Origin of the sequence: Paenibacillus sp. V4I3, from assembly GCF_030817215.1 — a bacterium.
Classification (GTDB): domain Bacteria; phylum Bacillota; class Bacilli; order Paenibacillales; family NBRC-103111; genus Paenibacillus_E.
In genome coordinates this window covers 3,818,857-3,838,374 of sequence record NZ_JAUSZA010000001.1, presented here as the reverse complement: position 1 = coordinate 3,838,374, position 19,518 = coordinate 3,818,857, and the positions used below count along the sequence as shown (strand labels likewise).

The following is a 19,518-nucleotide window of genomic DNA, read 5'->3' as shown; positions in this document are numbered from 1 at the left end:
CCCAATGAACAAGACACTGTCAACGGATATGGAATTATTCGCGGCTGCGCTATCTCAAGTTACAGTAGCAGTCATTCAACATACAGCGGATGATATTCCTGTCTTCATTGCTGCAGGCGTGATCGAAAAATATACGACTCATTACGTAAAGATTGGCGAAACGAGTTATTTGAGGGATGAAAGTGAGTTCCGTATTGAGGAACGCTCCAGCTATTAGCCTTAATAAAAAGTCACTTTACAATAGGAACCTAGTGGAATCAATTCTTGCAAATAATCGTACATGGCCTTTTTTTCCTTATCATGGAGCAATCTAATGGCATGAAAATCAAAATGGATGATACTATCCGCAGCTTGATATCTGTTAAATGTTAAACGACCATACGGAAATAATCGGTTTATCGCCTCTAAGATGCTATATTGATTCAAGTTTCTGCGCATCGCTGTTTCGATGATAGCTGCCGGTATCTCTTTCAGTTGTGGAACTTTATCGGGTTGAACCGCGCTATATGCCTTTACTTGAAAGTTGACATAGGGATATAAGTAACCGCTTGCATAATGTTGTAGGATTTGAACATCCTTGTCGGGTAAATACAAATCTCCATTCCAAGCGTAGATCGTCGCTTTATGCTTTTCAGGCGTATGGATTCTTATATATCTTAAATGCGGAAAACGATTTCTCACAAGTTGCTCAGATAATAGACGAGTTCCCACCTTAATCACCTCTTCGGATTATGCCTTGCTCCCCTGTAGCATATGCCATAGAAAAAAGACAGCTATCCTTTTGTGGCGAAAAGGTAGCTGCCTCTCACTATTCACTTCATTTCTGGTATGGATAACCCAAGACCCTCAGCCACGCGGATACCATATTCGGGATCTGCCTTATAGAAATGACCAATCTGTCTGAGCTTAATTTCATCCGACTCAACAGGTTTCATTGCACCAACAATCGTTTGAACAAGACGAGTACGTTCCTTTTCACTTAACAAGCGGTATAGATCACCTGGTTGCGTATAATGATCATGATGATCATAGGCAACACTGTCCGCCGACCCAGATACCTCGTAGGGTGCCGGTTTATCAGCAGGCGTTTCCTTTGGTCCGCCAAGGCTGTTAGGCTCGTAATAAACAGAACCCCCACCATTGTTATCCGCACGCATTTGACCATCACGCTGATAATTATTCACTTCACTCCGCGGACGATTAATTGGCAATGCTTGATGATTAGCTCCTACGCGGTACCGATGTGCATCCCCATATGCAAACAATCGGCCTTGCAGCATTTTATCTGGTGAAACATCGATTCCTGGTACGAGTGTCCCTGGCGAGAATGTGGCTTGTTCAACCTCAGCAAAATAATTTTCTGGATTGCGATCCAACACCATACGCCCAACTTCAATTAAAGGGTAGTCTTTCTGTGACCAAACTTTCGTGACATCAAATGGATCAAATCGGTACGTATTCGCATCTTCCAGTGGCATAATCTGTACACATAGCTTCCAAGCAGGGAAATCGCCTTTTTCAATCGCATTAAACAAGTCCTCTGTATGATAATCCGGATTGTCAGCCGCTAGCTGTGCAGCAACATCTGGCGCTAAGTTCTGAACGCCTTGTTCTGTTTTAAAATGATACTTCACCCATACGCCTTCACCCTCGGCATCGACCCATTTAAACGTGTGACTGCCAAATCCATGCATATGCCTCAGCGTTGCGGGAATTCCGCGATCGGACATCAGTATCGTCACTTGATGCAAAGATTCAGGAGATAATGACCAGAAATCCCAGACAGCATTTGGATTTTTCAAGTGGGTTTGGGGGTGTCTTTTCTGTGTATGAATAAAGTCAGGGAATTTGATCGCGTCGCGAATGAAAAATACAGGCGTATTATTGCCGACCAAGTCATAATTGCCTTCATCCGTATAAAATTTCACAGCGAATCCGCGCGGGTCCCGGACTGTGTCCGAGGAACCATTCTCACCCGCCACGGTCGAAAATCGAACGAATAACGGTGTACGCTTACCTACCTCTGAGAACAAGCTCGCTTTCGTATACTTCGTCAAATCTTGTGTCACTTCCAAATAGCCGTGCGCTCCCGCCCCTTTGGCATGAACGACTCGCTCAGGTACGCGTTCTCGGTTAAAGTGTGCTAGTTTCTCTAAAAGGTGGACATCTTGAATCAACGTTGGCCCCCGCGAACCCGCCGTTATCGAGTTTTGGTTGTCCCCAACAGGAGCTCCCCAGCTGGTCGTAAGCTTGTTTTTTTCTGTACTCATTTTCGAATCACCTCTTCAGTAAAATGTTGGAACTCTGCGCATAGCGCTTTCATCGCTTACAGGATTATGTATGTGACAACCTTCCATTTCCCTTATTCATATGTATTCGAGAACCTGTCATGATATGATGCTGCGGTTATCACAGGGTAAGGAAGTGCTTGGTTCCCCTCCGGGCGCGCCCGCGCACGCTTTCAGCTCGCTTCCTCCATCAACAAACCCTACAGCAGTTTATGGGTCGTTACCTTGGTGGGACGTCTTTATCAGAATTTAAAACCGATTACATAGAGAAGGAAATAATTCGTTGGCTTTGACGATTGGAAGAGTTTTAATCCAAGTGACGTAAGCCAATTACTTCAACTCAGTTCAAGAAAAGCTTGCCGAATTCTTAAATCGATGTCTGAAAAATCACTCCTTAAGCCAGCTGGTGATGGTATAAAATGCGTTAGAGGTTACAAGATTCACAAGAATACACAGGCGATCTGAGAAGCTAATAACCAAGTTAAATATTAACTCTTAAACTTTGTAATACTGTTCAAATCATAAATCCTACTGCTTTGCCTCCTCTCAGCAGTTGAGAGGTCTTCATCAGACGTCTCAGGACAATTTCGATCCATTCGAGCCTCTGAGACGCCCCTTTATGCCTTCTCAGGTTGCAAACCCGCTAACTTGCCTGCTTTCAGCAGTTGAGAAGTCCTTTTCAGACGTCTCGCGCCAATTTCGATCCATTCGAGCCTCTGAGACGCCCCTTTATGCCTTCTCAGGTTGCAAACCCGCTAACTTGCCTGCTTTCAGCAGTTGAGAAGTCCTTTTCAGACGTCTCGCGCCACTTTCGCTCCATTCGAGCCTCTGAGACGCCCCTTTATGCATTCTCAGGTTGCAAATCCGCTAACTTGCCTGCTTTCAGCAGTTGAGAAGTCCTTTTCAGACGTCTCGCACCACTTTCGCTCCTTTCGAGCCTCTGAAACGCTCCTTTATGCCTTCTCAGGTTGCAAACCCGCTAACTTGCCTGCTTTCAGCAGTTGAGAAGTCCTTTTCTGACGTCTCGCTCTACTTTCGCTCTTTTCGAGCCTCTAAGACGCCCCTTTATGCCTTCTCAGGTTGCAAACCCGCTAACTTGCCTGCTTTCAGCAGTTGAGAAGTCCTTTTCAGACGTCTCAGGACACTTTCGCTCAGTTCGATACTCCGAGACAGCCTTTTCTGCCTTCTCAGGACGCAACAAGCTACTTTACTTAGAGCATCTGAAAAGTGCATTTTCGACCTCTCACTGCGCTATAGCTCCATTCCCACACTTTAGCGATGAATTTCATCGCCTCAGCAGACATTCGGAGGTTTCTGACGGATCCTCCGATTTTAAGCGTGTTTATCTCACTAACAAGTCACTTCCATGCACTCCCCGCACTTTAGCGATGAATACATCCGTTTCCTCGGCGGCCCAATTAAATAGGGGTAAGCTACGCTCACCCCAAACCATAAAACATATAAATTCTTAGTAGAGTAGAGAACTGAAATTTTATTGGAGGGTGAAAGCCCTCCTTTTACTTTTCCAGCTCCCCCTGCATCAAACCGGACGTTTAGGATCTCTCCACCAGTTGCCTGTCAGCTACGAGGCGAATTGGCTCTTACCTCGATTGAACTTTCATCGATTAGTTGTGTCTAGCTTGGCTAGGCGCGCTATCTAAAAAAAAACATCCCTCACGGGATGCCTCCTTCAATAGCTCATCATTTTGAGCTACTTATCAATAATCTTAAACAGCGCTTGAGTACCGCTGTCTTCTTCGCCGCTCGCTGCTAGCTGCTCATAAAGGGATTTCGCCAGCGAAAGTCCTGGCAGCTCCACCTTCATCTCTTCGGCAGATTGAAGCGCGATCTTCATATCTTTGATGAAGTGCTTCACATAAAAGCCAGGCGCAAAATTCCCAGCGATGATGCGCGGTGCCAGGTTACTTAAGGACCAGCTGCCCGCCGCGCCCGACTCAATACTTTTGAGAACAGTCGAAGGTTCGAGTCCTGATTTCTTCGCATATACCAGCGCTTCAACAACGCCCATCATATTACTTGCAATAGCGATTTGGTTGCACATTTTCGTATGCTGACCTGCACCCGCTTCTCCTTGGTAGACAATATTGGTGCCAATCTTCTCAAAAAGCGGCAGCATGGCATCAAAAGCTTCACGTGAGCCCCCAACCATAATCGATAGTCTCGCTTCCTTAGCTCCAATATCTCCGCCTGAAACGGGTGCATCTAGTGAAAACACTTGATGCGCGAGTGCTTTTTCATAAATCTGTTTGGCCAGCATTGGACTAGACGTTGTCATATCAATTACGTAGCTGCCTGGCTTAGTGTTAGAAAGAATACCATTTTCGCCTAAATAAATCTCTTCTACGTCATTTGGGAAGCCTACCATTGTAATAATCACATCACATTGCTGCGCTAATTGTCCTGGTGAATCCTGCCAATGAGCACCCTGATCTATCAGCTCCTGAGCCTTGGATTTCGTTCGATTATATATATGTACCTCGTAGCCTGCTTGAATAAAATGGCCTGCCATACTTTTGCCCATGACACCTGTTCCTACTAAGCCTACAATCGTTTGTGCCGGATTGATTACCACAATGAATGCCACCTCTCATTTTAACAGTAACTGATTTCGAATGATGTTTCATTCTTAAGTTATCACCGTCTGTGCATCTGGTCAAACCGAGCTCATACCTATATGTGTAACGAAAATAAAATTACTTTGACAGACATAGTATTTTCTTGTATATTATAATATAGAGGTGAGGATTATCGTTGACTTGAAAATAACGTCCGATCTCATTCGAGGACACACCGACAGTATTATTCTCAAGCTTTTAATTTCCGGAGATAAATATGGCTATGAAATTTCAAAGCTGGTGCAAGTTACTTCAGGCGGGGAATATGAACTGAAAGAAGCAACCATGTACTCCAGTCTCAAGCGATTAGAACAGGAAGAAAGCATTACCTCTTACTGGGGGGATGAAACGCAAGGCGGCCGTAGAAAGTACTATCGCATTACCGATAAGGGCAAAGAAGCTTTTAAAATCAACAAGTTAAATTGGGAACATGCGAAGACCATTCTCGATTTGCTCATTTAGAAAGGCGGTATGATGGATGAAACCAAACCCGAGGCTCATTGCTTATTTGAATGATGTTTTTTCACATTATGAAGATTTGAGACCCATCCAGGAATTAAAAGAAGAGCTTTTAACTGATTTGCAGGAAAGACTCCAAGATCTGCAAAAAGATGGCTTCGATGAAGAAGCTGCCTTTCAAAGGACGATTGCTTCCATCGGCGAAATATCCGAGTTGATCGAAAGCATTCATGCAAACACCACGAAGCTCCAACAAATCATTGGCATTGATTTCTCTATGCAGAATTTGCAAAAATCCGACCTAAAGTCTATCCAAGTCCATGATGGCAAGTTCAATTACAGCAATCTTCAGGATTCCGATTTCAGCCATTCAGACTTAACCAATGCTTCCTTTAAGTGCAGCAACTTAGATCGGGTAAAGTTCGACAGTTCTAATTTGACAGGAGCGAAGATTTCGAAATCCAATCTTAGAGGAGCCAGCTTCAAGAACTGTACGTTACACCTTGTAGAGTTCCGTTCTTGCGATTTAACTGGTGTATGTATGGATAACCTAATCTTTACAAGAACTACTTTTCATCATTCAGATCTCAAAGGAACATCGTTTCGAAATGCCACATTTCAAAGCTGTTCCTTCAAAGCTGATGTCAAAAAAACAATTTTTGATGGCGCCAAGATGGATAGAGGCACCTATGCTTTGTTAAAAGGGTTTAAAGCCAACTTAAGTCATGTTACGATCATTTAGGAACTCACCTATAGAAAATAAATTAAATCGGATTCAGAGAAAGTGAGGAAAACAATCATTATGGTAGCGCAGAACAAAAACAAAGGCTTAGGTATTGTCATCGCCGGGCTATTGCTGGGTATCCTAATGGCTGCCATGGATAATACCATTGTAGCCACAGCCATGGGCACCATCATCGGTGAATTAGGCGGATTGGATAAATTCGTTTGGGTCACTTCGGCCTATATGGTGGCGGAAATGGCCGGCATGCCGATATTCGGCAAACTATCCGATATGTATGGACGCAAAAAGTTTTTCATCTTTGGTGTTATCGTGTTCATGCTTGGTTCTATTCTTTGTGGAACAGCAAGTTCGATTATAGAGCTCAGTGTCTATCGCGCTATTCAAGGTATCGGCGGCGGCGCCATGCTGCCGGTTGCTTTCACGATTATGTTCGATGCCGTTCCGATAGAGAGCCGCGGTAAACTTGGTGGATTGTTCGGAGCTGTATTCGGCATGTCTAGCATATTCGGACCACTTCTTGGCGCTTACATCACAGATTATGTGAACTGGAAATGGGTATTTTACATTAACCTGCCTCTTGGTTTGATCTCCCTTGTTTTTGTTGCTTTCTTCTATCGCGAATCCGTTGAACATTCTAAACAGAGGATCGATTGGTGGGGCGCTTTTACACTTGTTGGTGCCATCGTCTCCCTCATGTTCGCTCTCGAATTAGGCGGCAAGGAATACGCTTGGGATTCAGCGTTTATCCTTGGTTTATTCGCTCTGTTTGCGGTATTGACAATCATCTTCGTCTTCGTAGAGCGTCGCGCTGCCGAACCTATTATCTCTTTTGCGATGTTCAAAAATCGTTTGTATGCATCAAGCAATGCCGTTGCCATTTTTAGCGGCGCAGCTTTTATCACAGCATCTGTCTATATCCCCATTTTCATTCAAGGTGTCTTAGGCGGGTCCGCAACCAATTCTGGCTTAGTTCTTCTGCCTATGATGTTAGGCTCCGTTGTAACGGCAACAGGCGGCGGTTTCTTAATGAATAAAATGAGTTATCGAGCGATTATGATTCCAACGACCTTCCTCCTTATTGTCGGAACGGCTCTCTTGACTACGTTATCGCCAGAATCCTCTCGTTGGCTTGTCACGATCTACATGATTATTATCGGACTTGGTATCGGTGCTTCCTTCTCGGTATTAAGTAATGCAGCCATTCATCTGTTTGATGTACGGCAGCGTGGTTCAGCCTCCTCAACACTGAACTTCCTCCGCTCCTTGGGGATGACGCTGGGTATCACCGTATTCGGAATTGTTCAGAGTCATGCTTTTACTCGAAAATTGACGGATGTCTTTGCAGGTCAAGGTCAAACGGGAGCTGCAATACCAACTGGAGACTCGCATACGCTGCTTGATCCCGCGAAACGAATGGAGATTCCTGCGCCAGTTCTAGAGAAAATCACAACCGCATTATCGTCTTCCATCGTTCTCACCTTTGCTTGGACTATACTTCCTGCTGTTCTTGCCTTCGTTTGTGCCATCGCGATGAGCAAAGAGAAGCTGGATCCAACACAAGAAACCGAAGCAGCTATGTCACATTAAGACAAAAAGAGTGCCACTCCAACTACAGCAAACCTGTAGATGAAGTGGCACTTTTCATTTGAAATAAATCACTTAAATTCCTTTAAACGTGAATGAATACGCATAGGTACGATTGGCATACAGGGTGAACTCTGGGTGTGTTCTTGCCCCCCAGCTGTCATCCCCGCCGACGCCCATCTGCTTATAATTCACCCGCAGCACGACTTTGTCGCTAGCAGGCAGCTTATACGTATGGTCATGAGCTTCCAACTCGGAAGGTAAATAAGGCAGAGCATTCAATTCAACGGTAGGAAGTCCTGTAATGCGAAGTCCTCGCCCGTTCGAATCTGTCAACGTCGCCCAGCGCACATCCGTTTTATTGCCGCATTCCTGCGGGCGTAAGTACGGTACGAACTGTTCCTCAACCGTACCGCTGTGAATAGCCAGTTTAGCGCCAACTGCGCGATCCCAGTAGTTCTCATGTGGACCACGTCCGTACCAGCTAAGCTGCTGGAAGGAACGGTCTAGCTCGAAGAGTACGCCGACTTCCGGAATCTCCGGCAGATTCACACCCGGAACAAGCGCCATATGAACCTCCACCTCGCCATTGGAGGAAACCGTATACGTCAATTTCACCGTGGAAACAGGCGCTGTCGCAAGCTCGAAGTAAACATGAACTTCCGCACGGCCATCCAATGTGGACTTCACCTGGAGCGATTGCAGCTTTCTTCCGCTTCCTGCTGCTTGCCATGGCGCACAACGGATGTGGTGCTGATTGCCTCGGTCGTTGTCCGTGTAGGCACGCCAGAAATTAGGTACCGGACCTGTCAGGAACAGCTCACTGCCTTCGTACACATAAGATGTGATATCACCGGTCACTAAGCTAAACGTAAGCGAGAAGTTAGAGCCTTTTAGTGCAATAGTTTCTGCAGTTTTTGCAATTTCAACGGCTTGAGACTCCGAAACCGCCGCGGCGATTTCTGCCTGCACAACCAAATCAGTAAGAGCACCTGTTTTACGGTTAGGCAGCAGGAACTGCTCCCAAGCGATCTCATGCCCTTTTTGCGCCCATAACGTATCTTCCTTCAGTTGAAGTGAAATGGTCAGAACGAACTCGTCTTTCGGGAAGGTCACTTCCAAAGCATCCACAGCGATTTCAATCTCAGCCGTTTCGCCAGGTTTTACAGCAAATGATCCACGCTTGGCGTCCCCAACCGCAATTCCGTTACGCTCAACGGTCCATACCCAATCAAACTCGCTTAAATCCGTGAACAAGAATTCATTTTTCACCGAAACTCGGCCTTGAGTCAGGTCCAGAGCTGCAAGCTTCACATTCTGATAAACCTTCTTCACTTCAAAGAGCTTAGGCGATACGGAGCGGTCTGCGAAAATAATCCCGTTGCCGCAGAAGTTGCCGTCATTCGGTGTATCCCCGAAATCGCCGCCGTAGGCTTGGTAGGTAACACCTTCTGGTGTTGTTGTTCGGATCGATTGATCGATCCAGTCCCAAATAAAGCCGCCTTGCAGCACTGGATACTTCTCGAACAGCTCCCAATATTTAAACAGGTTGCCGCATGAATTCCCCATAGCATGACTATACTCACAAAGAATAAATGGCTTCTTAGGGTTACTTTTTGCATAGGCTTCTACGCCTTCAATTTTGGTATACATTTGACTTTCCATATCCGAAGCTGCCTCTGAAGCACCGCGGCAGTTGGCTACACCCTCGTAATGAACGACGCGGGAAGGATCCGCTTCACGAAGGAAATCATGCATTTTAACAAAGTTGTCTCCGCCCCATGACTCATTCCCAAGCGACCAGATCACGATAGAAGCATGGTTCTTGTCTCTTTGCATCATGGAATTGGCGCGGTCCAGAACCGCTTCAGTCCATTCCGGCTTGCTGCCCGGAACCGTATCCCCTTCATCGTCTTCCAACTGGCCATAGCGCCATGAGCCATGCGTTTCCAGATTCGTTTCATCAATCACGTACAACCCGTACTGATCACACAACTCATACCAGTGCGTGTTGTTCGGATAGTGAGAAGTACGAACAGCATTAATGTTATATTGCTTCATCAGCAGGATATCGGCAAGCATACTCTCTTTATCCACAGAACGACCGCGGTCTGCATCAAATTCATGGCGGTTTACGCCTTTGAATACGATACGCTCGCCATTGATTTTCATTAAGCCGTCATGAATCTCAAACTTGCGGAAGCCAACTTTACAGCTTTCTGTTTCAAGCAAAGCGCCATTCTCGTCTTTCAAGCTCAATACCAGCGTGTACAGATTTGGTTTTTCAGCGCTCCATAGGGCTGGCTTAGCTACCTTAACTGATAATTTTACATCTTGCTTCTCCTTACCGCTTACTTGAATTTGAGCGGAAAGCGGCGCAGCCCAGAGAGGCTTCTGTTCAGCATCATACAGAACAGCTTCCATTCGGCGGGTCCCTGTGCCGAGACCATCGTAGTTCGTTACTTTCGCTTGAATATGCAAATCCGCATGTTTAAAGTCAGCGCCCAGATCGGTCAACACTTTGAAATCGGCAATGTGCGTGATCGGCGTGCTATACATATAAACATCACGGAAAATACCGCTTAACCGCCAGAAATCTTGATCCTCCAGCCAGCTCGCATCACTCCAACGGTAAACCTCTACAGCAAGCTTATTCTCCCCCTCTACCAAGTAGGGTGTAATATCAAAATCCGCAGGTGTAAACGAATCCTGGCTGAAGCCCACCAAATCGCCGTTTACCCACACGTAAAAAGCGGACTCAACCCCTTGAAAGCTCAGGTATACGGGTTGAGCTGCCCATGCTGCCGGAACCGTAAAGCTGCGGGAATAGGAGCCCACAGGGTTATACTTTACCGGAGCAAATGGAGGCTTCAAATCTTCATGCCCCACCCAAGGATAGATGACATTCGTGTATTGTGGAAAATCGAACCCTTGCAGCTGCCAATGGGAAGGCACCGCGATGTCCGCCCAACTGCTGCAATCATAGTCGCTCTTGTAGAACTCTTGCGGACGGCCTTGCGCATTCTCAGCAAAATGAAACTTCCAGGTTCCATTCAATGATTGGTAAGAGTCGGACGCTTCACGAACTCCTGCTAGTGCCTCATCTTCGGACTTGTAAGGCATTAACGTAGCATGTGCTTCCATGCGATTCAATTGAAAAATCTGAGGATTATTGTTCCATTCCGGGTATCCGTTTACGGGCGGTGTATATATGAATTTTTTAGCCATCTCTTGAATTCCTCGCTTCTATAGGTTGTATAAATTTCTTCAACTATCTTCTTATTGTACAAGACAATAATTTCTTTTAAAATATAAGATAATACGCATCATATATTAAAAAATGAAAGAGTTGACACTCTGAGCGATGGCTACCGATTACAGAAAATTTTTCCTTATTACAGAAACGGATCGGAAGCTTCCTCTCATCCTGGAAACAGTCGGTTACGAAAATGAGCAGCAATTTTACAAACGGGAAGAAGGATATCCCTGCTTCCATTGGCTCCAAACGATTGAGGGCAGCGGAGAGATCATCCTCGAAAGCGGATCTGTCAAGCTTAGTGAGAATCAAGGCATGCTCCTGTCTGCGGGCGTCCCCCATGAATATAACATCACGGCCGCCAAATGGTCGACGTGGTATTTAACCTTCGATGGCGCACTCGCTGCCTCCATTGTATATGCCTTAGAGATACCGTTATCCACATCAATTAGCTGGGGTATGGAAACTCCTCTCGCCAATATTCATGAATACTATTACGAAAAGTACCGCTACAGCCATGACTTCACAGGTATGAATGGTTCACTAGAAATATATCAATTCCTGACTCTGCTCAAAAAGCACGGCAACGTAAATAAAAGCGCATCCTTTTCCCAAAGTCACGAACGCTTGCTGCCGTTATTGTTAGAGCTGGAGCATAGCTTCGCATCTTCCGACGTAGGGCTTGGATGGATGTCTCAGCTGCTTGGCATAAGCTCTCAACATGTCAATACATTGTTCCGCAAAGCATTTGGCCTCTCTCCTTACCAATACTTACTGCAGCTGCGCTTACAGAAATCCAAGGAATTGCTGATTGCCCAGCCTAATCAAACGGTGAAACAAATCGCTGACGCGACCGGATTCCTCGACGCTTCGCATTTCATCTCGACATTTCGCAAATCCGTCGGTTTGACGCCCGAAGTTTTCAGAAATCAATACAACAAAAAGAACCAATCAGAAGATTTCCGTTAGTTCGCCTGGCTGCTTGACATTCGTTTTCGTTTCAAAAAAGGCTTATGATGGTTATATATGGGTAAAATGATTGGGGGCTAATGATGAGCAGCTTACAACTCGATATACATCGTTTCTTCGAGCAGATGGTTCAGTTCTCTCCTCATGGGATTGCCTGTTTATCCTTAAACGGGTCCCTACTGAAAGTGAATCCAGCTTATTGCTCGATTCTTGGGTACTCAGAAGATGAGCTTGAGAAGCTTAACATTCGTGAAATCACCTTTCCTGATGATTGGCTCCCCTACACCGATCAAGTTCAAAACTTGTTAGCTCGTCTTGCTTCTTCTTTTACCATGGATATCCGATATTTGCATAAGAATGGCGACATCATCTGGACTTCCGTTCAACTCACATTCGTTTGCGATACTCATAACGGGCCTCCTCTGTATGGTATCGTTCATATGACGGATATTTCACAGCTCAAGTCCATTGAACAAAAGCTTCAAGAATCTATTGATCGCTATACACCTCTGAAAATGCATACTCATGATGCTGTCATTTCTCTTGATTTGGACGGAATTATTGTTAATGGCAATACGCGGGCACAGGAGTTGTTAGGTTTCTACAACAATGAATTCGTAGGAATGCCTTTTTCCAGATTTGTTGGCAAAAACAATGTGAAACAAATCCTTAGCGATTCCCTATTCGATGCTTCCATGGAGAAGAAGATTGATCATATTCGTCAAATCAATGGTCAAATCGTTGAAGTACTGACGACGATTGCTCCCATCATCATGAACGAAATGATTGTTGGGTTCTATATCATTGCCAAGGACATGACCGAACAGAAGAAATTAATGATTGAGAAGGAAACAGCTGAGAATACGAATAAAGCGAAGAGTGAATTTCTGGCGATGATGAGTCATGAAATTCGGACGCCGATGAATGGCGTTATCGGAATGACAGACCTTTTGCTGCAAACGACAACGTTAGACGATGAACAAAAAGAGTACGTAGAGATTATTCATAAGAGCGGTGAAACGCTGCTTCGTATCATTAATGACATTTTAGACTTCTCCAAAATCGAATCCGGTAAAACTGAATTTCACGAAATCCCTTTCAATATCCGAGATACGATCTCTGAAACGTTTCATATTTTATCGACCAAAGCGGATGAAAAGCAATTATCCACAACTTTTACAGTAGATCCCAACGTCCCGCACTCCTTAGTGGGTGATTCTGAACGGTTGAAGCAGGTACTTATTAATTTGGTTGGCAATGCCATCAAGTTTACACCATTCGGCGGAATCTCCGTACATGTCAATAAACGCATACAAGAAGATCACATCATCCAACTAGAATTCATTGTAAAAGATAGCGGAATCGGCATTCCAGCTGATAAAAGAAGCTATATCTTCGAGCCTTTCAATCAAGTCGATCATGTCATGACACGCAAATACGAGGGTACTGGGCTTGGTTTAGCTATTTCAAAAAAGCTGGTCCGACTTATGGGAGGCGATATTTGGGTAGAGCCTGCCGACGCCCCAGGTACTACGATCATTTTCACCCTTTGTCTCAAAGAGGATCATAATTCTGATGAATATCAGGCTAATACGAATGAAGGTATAGCGCATGCTTCCTTGCACATACTTATCGCCGAAGACAACATCATTAATCAATTCGTTTTAATTAAAATGTTGGAGAAGCAGGGTCATATCATTAAAGTTGCTGCTAACGGGGAAGAAGCAGTGAAGACCGCTTTAAGGGACCGTTTTGATATTATATTTATGGATCTCCAAATGCCAATCATTAACGGATTTGATGCAACCGCAATGATTAGACAATCACTCCCGCCAGAACGATGTCCCATGATCGTCGCTGTAACTGCGAACGCCTTAAAAGAAGATCGCGAAAGCTGCCTCGCTGCAGGTATGGATGATTATTTGAGCAAACCGATCAAAAATAAGTCTCTTCTCGATATTATCGAGACCTATATGAAGAACAAACACCTTTCAGCTAAACGAAGTGGGGAATCCAAGTGATTTGAAATTGCATATCCGTATATTGTTGTACGTTGTACAACAATAAGCAAGCAAATCCACCTTTCCTATGGGATTGTTGCAGAGAATACAAGAATTCCAGGCAAAAGCAGCCCATTAGCCTATTAAATGACTGAATTGTTGTACAACATACAACATCTTCAGCTTGCCCAGAGCAAATCAAGGAAAATTGTTGTACGTTGTACAACTCCAAACGTGTAAAAAAACCGCCGCGGCGGTTTGAAAGATCTCCCCTTAGAATAGTCATTGGAAAAAAACCAGGGTTAATCCGATGGCTTCATATGATGGGCAGTATCGTTTTAAAAACCTTGAGATATCGGAAGATAAACACGAAAAGTTGATCTTTCGCCGAGAATACTTTCCACTTCCATGAGGCCATCGTGTCTCTCAATGATTTTCTGCACCGTGGCAAGCCCTAGACCTGTACCCTCGTAGGCTTTGGCATTATCCAGCCGTTTGAAGGGAGTGAAAATTGTCGGGATATCCTCTTTTTTCATACCAATACCATTATCTTCGATTTGAATGACAAAGGTGTCTGGTTCATTTCCTTCCCATAAGGAAATCTGAATAATCGGCGATTGTTCCTTCCTACGATACTTCAGTCCGTTTGCGATAATATTTTGAAATAGCTGATACATTTGCGTCGCATCCGCTTGAATAATTGGAAGCCTGTCTTGTATGAGGATTTGCCCTTCATTTTGTTCGATCGTGCTGCTTAGGTCCGAAATCACATTCGTGACGACTTCATTCAAATCAACATTTCCAAAAGTAACCGATTTCGCGTTTAATTGGGCATACGAGAGCAAATCGGTGATCAAGTGGTTCATCCGCTCAGCGGTCGCTGAAATTCGGTTCATATATTCTTTACCTTTTGGGGTCATATCGGCACTATGTCTAGCTATAAGAAGCTCGCTCAACCCTGTAATCACATTCAGCGGATTTTTCAGATCATGCGAAACGACCTGAGCGAACTCCCTTAAGCTCTCATTGCTGCGTTCAAGCTCCGATTGAATCGCTTCAAGCTCTTTATTTCTTCGGTTGAGTTCTAGAAATATTTTTACTTTGCTGAGCAGAATATCAGCATTGACAGGCTTGAACAAGTAATCCACAGCACCGCTCTCATATCCTTTGAATACGCTCTGATCCTCTTTATTACTGGCTGTTACAAAAATGATAGGAATATGCTTCGTTTCCTTATTACTTCGCAGCAGCTCCGCAAGCTCAAAACCATCCATTTCCGGCATATTCACATCAAGTAAAATAAGTGCAAAGTCATGGCGCAGGGTATATGATAAGGCTTCATTGCCTGATTGGACGACATACACATCACAATGGAGCACTTGCAAAATTTTCTGCATAGCGAATAAATTTTCTTTCCGATCATCAACGACTAAAATTTTTGGCGCTTGATGCCTATTTTTAGCATGCCCACTAGCTGCTGTACACTTGCAACGCCTTGTGCAAGCCCCGTCAAACGGGCTAACTGCGTTTTTAACCAGAATTGCCGCTCATTTTCAGCAGTTGTTTCTTTTAAAGAGGTCAGCATTCGAATTAATGCCACACTCAGCTGATCTTGATCTGATCGGGGAACAATCGTCTGCTCATATTCACCTAAGGAGATGCGATCTGCCTGAGTAATGACTTCTTTAAAGCTAGCTACCATATGATTGAAGGCTTCCATCAGCTCGCCAAATTCATCCTTCGATTGAACATCCAGATGAATATCTGTGACTCCGGTCAGAATGAGTTCCGTAGATCTTTTTAGCAGCCGGATTTGAGATAAAAGCATTCTGGAAATCAAAACGATTACCAAAAACGAGAGAATTAAAATAATGATGTTAAATATGGCCACACCAATCAAGGATTGCGTGGTACTCTTCTTGATTACTTCCATGCTTTGAATTAATTCTGCCGAAAGTCCATCCTCAATCTCTTTAAGAAGATCTACTTCTTGTGTCGCTACGTTGTACCATTGCTGCGAATCCACCCCGAGAGCTTTCCCAGGTTCCGTTTCTATAACTAGCCGTACGAGACGATCGACCTCGTTAACGGCTTGTCCTTTCACCGTTTTCTGATAGAGTTGTTGTGCCGCCTCTGATGCGAGTAATTTGGACTCCTTATAATAAAGCAATTGTTCGTTCTCTAATACACTGATCTGTTCAATATCATTTAAATCCGCACGATTGGCGGAAAAAACATGAAATAATAATGCACGCTCCCTACTCACTGCAAACTTACTTTTGGAAAATAGAATATAGGAATTAAGCATGTTTGAAATTTGTTTATTCGAGCTTATTTCGTTCGCGTTTTGCATCATATCAAAGAGACTGTTAATCGTATCCATATAAAAGGAAAGTGTCTCATTCTCATTGGCTTTCCCCTGATCAAGTTGTGTCCTAAGAATCACAATTTGGTCTAGCTTACTTACCGCATTATTGACATTCTTCTTAAACTTATCACCCAAAACGGATGTGTTCAGTGACTTTAATTGCTCCCGAAATGCACTTGTCTTCTCTTCGGTAAATTTACGTTGATCAACTAGTTGACGCGTAACCGTTTTATCTTCAAAGTAACCAGATAAAAGGCTGCGCTCTTTCTGAACCTCATGAATCAGATCATTGATGTAGATTTCCGTTGAAACCAGTGTCTGCAGCCTGTTCAATTCTGAAAGCTCTTTCACTTTTCCATAAATGGCATTGGAGGAGAAATATAACAACCCCAACATTGGAAGTACAATCATAAAGATCAGCTTATAATTATTTTAGCGTTCCGAATCCATTGCATGCGGCAAGCCCTCTCTTTGGTCGAGTCTATGTATCATGTTTAGGTGTATATATTCTGCAAATTACGACAAACCCCCTCTTTTTTGAGCGCAGAAGGAACAATATTGTGCTTGCAAAAGCATAGACAAAAAGGACAGAACGATTGGGATCGTCTGTCCTTGGTAGATTCAACTATTGCCGAAAAAACTAGTGGTTCGGAATAAATTCACTATGAATTTCGATCAGTTTTTGGACGAATATCTCAAAATCATTTTTACTAGAAGAAAATTTGAAATCGGTTACACCAGTGTTGAAATCAATAACCGTTAAAGCCACACGATTGAGTGGATATTCAGGAATTGGCTCAGAGGCAAGAGAAATACTTTTGAAAGGGTAAATGGATGTTTCACCGTAGAAACGAAGCACAGTTAAATGATCATCTCTTAACTCCAACGATATTTGTTGATCTGAATCAGTGAAACTCTTCAGTGTACTCATCATTTATCAATCCTCCTCTTGTCCTCTATTTTACTATCAAATGAAGAGATAAAGAAGCCCAAAACGAAAAATTTTCCTGACTCTACCCTGTTTCAATGCACAATTTATCGGGTAAATGAGCAATAGGGCTGAAAGCCGCTCTACAAATGCTACGGAGGTGCAACACATGACTACAACGATTTTACTATCCGAAAGATCAGGTCCCGTAAAGAAACTGCGGGCTGAGGGGCATATTCCTGCTGTGGTGTATAGCTCACGTATGGATTCCGAACATGTCACTGTCCCGGAAAAAGAAATCCGCGCATCACTGAAACGCAATCCGCGTGCCATCCTGAATGTTACCCTGCCGTCCAAAACCAAACAGCCGGTAATCGTCCATCAAGTCCAGAAGGATTGCCTGACGGGTCAATTGCTGCATATTGATTTTCTTCAAATTAATATGAAAGAACAGCTTGATACATCGATTGCCGTCCATTTCACCGGGGAAGCTAAAGGCACCAAGGAAGGCGGTATTCTCCAAATAGAAACACATGAGGTCATGATCCGCTGTATGCCGAACAAGCTGCCGAAACATCTCGCCATTGATATTAGTAAGCTAAATATCGGCGAACATATAACCATTGCTGATCTTAAAGTTCCCAAGCATGTTGAAGTGTTAAGTGATCCAGAGACCATTCTGGTCACCATACTTGGCATGCAGAAGCTTGTTGATGCGGTTGAACCAACTGCAGAACAGGCGGATGAAGCTGCCCTGTCTAAGGCTTAACGTGTTTGCCACACTGACACAGGAATAATAAAACCGGCTCTATACGCAGCTTATGCGGAAGAGTCGGTTTTTAGTTTCCCTTTTAGCCCTATTTTTTAAAAGGCAATTCGATTTCCACCGTAGTACCCTGATTAATTTTGCTTTGAATTAACAATTTGCCTCCATGTCCTTCGATTATCCGTTTGCAAACCATAAGCCCTAAACCAGTACCATTCACTTTTGTCGTATAAAAAGGCTCCCCCAACTGGGACAACCTCTCTCCAGAAATGCCTACACCTTGATCTTCGATGCGGATCACCACACCTTGATTGTTTGGATTTCGGATAGCAATTTGAATTAATCCCCCATTAGGCATAGACTCGATTGCATTCTTTAAAATATTAATTAAAACCTGTTTGATTTGATCTGGGTTGCAATAAATGGCTGGTATGTCTGGATCCATGTCAATATGTATTTGAACGTTATAGAGATGAGCATGAGGTTGCAGAAAACCAACCACACTTTTGACAAGTCCAAGTGACGTACTCTCCATATAACAATTCAGATGCGGTTTCGCCAGAGTCATAAATTCATTGACAACATAGTTAATATGTTCTAATTCTTCCAACATGACATCAACGTAATCGGCATTTTTAGCCTTTAGTAATTTTACAAAACCTTTCAAGGAGGTTAAAGGATTACGTATATCATGTGCGATTCCAGCTGCCAATTGACCGATGAGTGACAGTTTTTCTGATCTAATAATGGCTTCTTCAGACTTTTTGCGCTCAGTGAGATCACGTATCACGGTCTGTACGACAGGAAACCCCATGTTTTTGTCCACATAAATGGATGATATTTCGGCATCAAAAAAAGTTCCATCTAACTTTCGCAGCTTAATCTCCATAAACTCCGTGTAAGAATCGGACTCCATCACCAACTGAAGCCGCTCCAAAATAAAATCTTTATCACTCAAACAGAGAAAATCATATATTTGTTTTCCCTTAAAGTCATCTGAAGAAGTACCACAAAAAAGTTTACAACAGGCATCATTCACGAACTGGACGACACCTTCCTTATGAAGAACAATTGGTTCTGGATTGAGTTTAATCAACCTTCTAAATTGTTTTTCTCTTTCTAAAAGCTCCTCATCCGCTCTTTTCTTTTCACTGATGTCCCTTTCCACACCAATGAACCCAATAACAATTCCTTCCGTATCTTTCATGGGTGAAACCGTAACATTCGCATAAAATGTAGAGCCATCTTTTCTTAGTTTTAACGCTTCGAAATCCGAACATTGCCCCCCATCTATTAAAGACTGATATAACCGAAGAGCATCTTCCTTATATTTATCTGGAGTCATCGGCAATACTTGCCCGATCACTTCTTCTCTTGTCCAGCCATGTAATTCTTCGAACTTCTTATTCACTTCTAACACTTTACCATTAACATCAACGATGACAATTCCGTCTGAGGTTAAATTCATAAAGGAATCGATTAGATGTTCTTTCAAATTCAAGCGTAAACATCCCCTTAT

Annotated in this window: 15 protein-coding genes; 7 read left to right on the top strand and 8 right to left on the bottom strand. The window is 43.7% G+C overall.

The window, feature by feature from the left end; translation table 11 throughout:
• Positions 1-4: 4 nt before the first annotated feature.
• Positions 5-217, top strand: a complete 213-nt coding sequence (locus QFZ77_RS17510) for a hypothetical protein (RefSeq protein ID WP_307441412.1) — start codon at positions 5-7, stop codon at positions 215-217.
• Between the two features lie 2 nt (positions 218-219).
• Here QFZ77_RS17510 and QFZ77_RS17505 read toward each other — a convergent pair whose 3' ends face one another.
• The 3 genes from QFZ77_RS17505 to QFZ77_RS17495 form a co-directional block, all read right to left on the bottom strand.
• A complete protein-coding gene (locus QFZ77_RS17505; RefSeq protein ID WP_307441411.1) occupies positions 220-711 on the bottom strand; it encodes a hypothetical protein in 492 nt (163 codons plus the stop codon).
• Between the two features lie 101 nt (positions 712-812).
• Complete coding sequence (katA, locus tag QFZ77_RS17500; protein ID WP_307441409.1) at positions 813-2,270, bottom strand: catalase KatA; 1,458 nt, start codon at positions 2,268-2,270, stop codon at positions 813-815.
• 1,729 nt (positions 2,271-3,999) lie between these two features.
• Positions 4,000-4,881, bottom strand: coding sequence for an NAD(P)-dependent oxidoreductase (locus QFZ77_RS17495; RefSeq protein WP_307441407.1), 882 nt, complete (start codon positions 4,879-4,881; stop codon positions 4,000-4,002).
• 175 nt (positions 4,882-5,056) lie between these two features.
• Here QFZ77_RS17495 and QFZ77_RS17490 point away from each other — a divergent pair, with 175 nt between their 5' ends.
• From QFZ77_RS17490 to QFZ77_RS17480, 3 genes are read left to right on the top strand one after another with little or no spacing between them, the layout of a single operon-like run.
• Positions 5,057-5,386, top strand: coding sequence for a PadR family transcriptional regulator (locus QFZ77_RS17490; RefSeq protein WP_307449593.1), 330 nt, complete (start codon positions 5,057-5,059; stop codon positions 5,384-5,386).
• Between the two features lie 16 nt (positions 5,387-5,402).
• Entirely contained in the window at positions 5,403-6,125 is a 723-nt protein-coding gene (locus QFZ77_RS17485) for a pentapeptide repeat-containing protein (RefSeq protein WP_307441403.1), read from the top strand.
• 60 nt (positions 6,126-6,185) lie between these two features.
• Positions 6,186-7,715, top strand: a complete 1,530-nt coding sequence (locus tag QFZ77_RS17480) for an MDR family MFS transporter (protein ID WP_307441401.1) — start codon at positions 6,186-6,188, stop codon at positions 7,713-7,715.
• Positions 7,716-7,787: 72 nt separating this feature from the next.
• Here QFZ77_RS17480 and lacZ read toward each other — a convergent pair whose 3' ends face one another.
• Positions 7,788-10,940 carry a beta-galactosidase, LacZ type gene (lacZ, locus tag QFZ77_RS17475; RefSeq protein WP_307441398.1) on the bottom strand — a complete coding sequence of 1,051 codons (3,153 nt, stop codon included), beginning with the start codon at positions 10,938-10,940 and terminating at the stop codon, positions 7,788-7,790.
• Between the two features lie 136 nt (positions 10,941-11,076).
• Between lacZ and QFZ77_RS17470 the strand changes: the two genes are divergently transcribed.
• Positions 11,077-11,937 (top strand): AraC family transcriptional regulator, encoded by an 861-nt coding sequence (locus QFZ77_RS17470; RefSeq protein WP_307441396.1) that lies wholly within the window; start codon positions 11,077-11,079, stop codon positions 11,935-11,937.
• Positions 11,938-12,020: 83 nt separating this feature from the next.
• Positions 12,021-13,958, top strand: coding sequence for a PAS domain-containing hybrid sensor histidine kinase/response regulator (locus QFZ77_RS17465; protein WP_307441394.1), 1,938 nt, complete (start codon positions 12,021-12,023; stop codon positions 13,956-13,958).
• 317 nt (positions 13,959-14,275) lie between these two features.
• Here QFZ77_RS17465 and QFZ77_RS17460 read toward each other — a convergent pair whose 3' ends face one another.
• The 3 genes from QFZ77_RS17460 to QFZ77_RS17450 form a co-directional block, all read right to left on the bottom strand.
• Positions 14,276-15,334 carry a sensor histidine kinase gene (locus tag QFZ77_RS17460; RefSeq protein ID WP_307441392.1) on the bottom strand — a complete coding sequence of 353 codons (1,059 nt, stop codon included), beginning with the start codon at positions 15,332-15,334 and terminating at the stop codon, positions 14,276-14,278.
• A 32-nt stretch (positions 15,335-15,366) separates the two neighbouring features.
• Positions 15,367-16,716 carry a nitrate- and nitrite sensing domain-containing protein gene (locus tag QFZ77_RS17455; RefSeq protein WP_307441390.1) on the bottom strand — a complete coding sequence of 450 codons (1,350 nt, stop codon included), beginning with the start codon at positions 16,714-16,716 and terminating at the stop codon, positions 15,367-15,369.
• A 229-nt stretch (positions 16,717-16,945) separates the two neighbouring features.
• Positions 16,946-17,239: a hypothetical protein gene (locus tag QFZ77_RS17450; RefSeq protein WP_307441388.1), complete on the bottom strand. Its 294-nt coding sequence runs from the start codon at positions 17,237-17,239 to the stop codon at positions 16,946-16,948.
• 163 nt (positions 17,240-17,402) lie between these two features.
• Between QFZ77_RS17450 and QFZ77_RS17445 the strand changes: the two genes are divergently transcribed.
• Positions 17,403-18,002, top strand: coding sequence for a 50S ribosomal protein L25 (locus QFZ77_RS17445; protein WP_307441387.1), 600 nt, complete (start codon positions 17,403-17,405; stop codon positions 18,000-18,002).
• A gap of 88 nt (positions 18,003-18,090) precedes the next feature.
• Here QFZ77_RS17445 and QFZ77_RS17440 read toward each other — a convergent pair whose 3' ends face one another.
• Complete coding sequence (locus QFZ77_RS17440) at positions 18,091-19,500, bottom strand: PAS domain-containing sensor histidine kinase (protein ID WP_307441385.1); 1,410 nt, start codon at positions 19,498-19,500, stop codon at positions 18,091-18,093.
• Positions 19,501-19,518 lie beyond the last annotated feature (18 nt).